The organism is Pontimicrobium sp. MEBiC01747 (assembly GCF_053601635.1).
This window is the reverse complement of record NZ_JBSHNS010000052.1, coordinates 1-1878: the sequence shown is the minus strand read 5'-3', so window position 1 is coordinate 1878 and position 1878 is coordinate 1. Positions and strand designations below refer to the sequence as shown.

Below are 1878 nucleotides of genomic sequence, written 5' to 3'. Positions count from 1 at the left end.
GTGTAGAACAGTATAACACCTACACCACCGATTACGGCAAAATGATTATGGTAGATGGTTTTGCTTCAACTTTCACCTATTTAGCAGATGGTAGTGTGGTTAAAAATCCACCTTCAGTTAATCGCTATCACTTAGCCATTGTAGAGCCAGATTTTCTTGATGATATTGGGGGGTCTGATTTAACAATAGAATATGATAATACGTCTGGTACAGAAACCTTACAATGGAAAAATGTCGTCGATAAATCGTACTTAATAGCTACAGGCGAACAAGTAAATGTCTACAAAATGCCATTAGAAATGGTGTTAGTAAAGCAGTAGTTGGGCTTAAAACAATCAGAAATTTAAAAACCGATGACAGCATTTTTAATGCATCGTCGGTTTCTTTATCTTTATATGCCAGATAGCACGGATTTATAATCCGTGCCCGTAAAGAATAATAAAAAGCACGTAAAGCAGGGCCTTATTTTTTATTTTTTATAAGAGGCTAAAATTGTACGAAGAATAGATAATTAGCTAAAAGTTTTAGTTTTAAATGTACTTTAATGTGGGCACGGATTACAAATCCGCGCTATCGGGTTGAGTATAAATCTGATGAAGAAAATAAAACTACGTATTAAATAACATTAAAAAGCTTACCGTAAATAATAGTCTTGCTAACTTTCCCTTCTTTGCTTTAGCCTAAAAAATATACGTAGATATACGTATAGGAATTCTCTTAAAAAATTTGCAACTTACGCAATAGTAAAAGACTACAATTACCTATTAGGTTTTCACCTCCCTACGCAAAGACTAAAATGGTAATTAATTTGATGCATTTACGGATTCCCGTAGAAAACTAAAACAAATGTTATTTAGGTTTGTTTTATAGCATAAAGAAGAAGCGACATTAGTCGTTTGTAAATAATTAAAAACGCTTAATATGTTTGGAAAAGGTAATAAAAGCAGTTGTTTTCATAATACTTAACAAAAAACGATTACGTTTTTAATTATTAATATATAAGGAAAATAAACGCAATAAGTTGCGTTTATACAATAGTTACCTGCAAGCAAAAAAAACAGAAAATGAAATTAACCAAAGCAAGAATTCAAAATTACCGAAGTATAATTGATACAGGAGAATTTGAAATAGAAGAACTCAAGACAATAATGGTTGGTCCAAATGAAGCAGGGAAAACAGTTATATTGAGAGCTCTACAACAACTTAATAAACCATCAGATGTAGCTGGATTTGATGTTTTGAGAGATTATCCACGTTCAATGTATAATGATATTTCTACAAAAAAAGTACTTCCAAAAGATATAACTGTAGTTACTGGATATTACACACTTGAAGAAGGTGATAAAGAGTTAATACCAGAAGAATTTAGAAGTTGTAAGTACAAAGTTTACAAAAATATTGATAATAAATTATATCATTCATTAGTAGATGCACCTTCAAAAATATATTATAAAGATATAAAGAATGATTTGACAAGAATGCTTGCGCATTTAGACAAACAATATAAGATTGAAAATCCAGAAGATGAAGAATTATCAAAAGCACCTAGTGTACTGATTAAATCTGTAACAGATACTTGGAGTGACGATACAATTTTATCGGGTGACAATACTACTAATCTGATTGCTTTTTTGGAAAAAAACTTTGCTTTAATAGAAGAAGATAATTCAAAAGAAGAAAGTCGATATTTAAAGTTAATTGAACAGGCAAAATTCAATAAGAAAATAGATGAAGTTTTATCCACCCTATCAGCAAGAGAGCCAGTTTTTATTCTTTTTAATAATTATTTCAAAGTAAAGCCTTCTGTTCATTTAGAACATTTAGCTAAAAGAACAGAGCAAAATCTTTTAGATGATGAATATTATGATTATGGTAATC

2 protein-coding genes are annotated in these 1878 nt (G+C 30.2%); both read left to right on the top strand.

Translation table 11 applies throughout. The annotated features are described in order from the left end of the window. Positions 1-320 (top strand): hypothetical protein (locus ACVC2P_RS00815; RefSeq protein ID WP_452596585.1); only part of this gene is annotated, 320 nt, incomplete at its 5' end. A 744-nt stretch (positions 321-1064) separates the two neighbouring features. Next, positions 1065-1878 (top strand): AAA family ATPase (locus ACVC2P_RS00810; protein WP_452596584.1); only part of this gene is annotated, 814 nt, incomplete at its 3' end.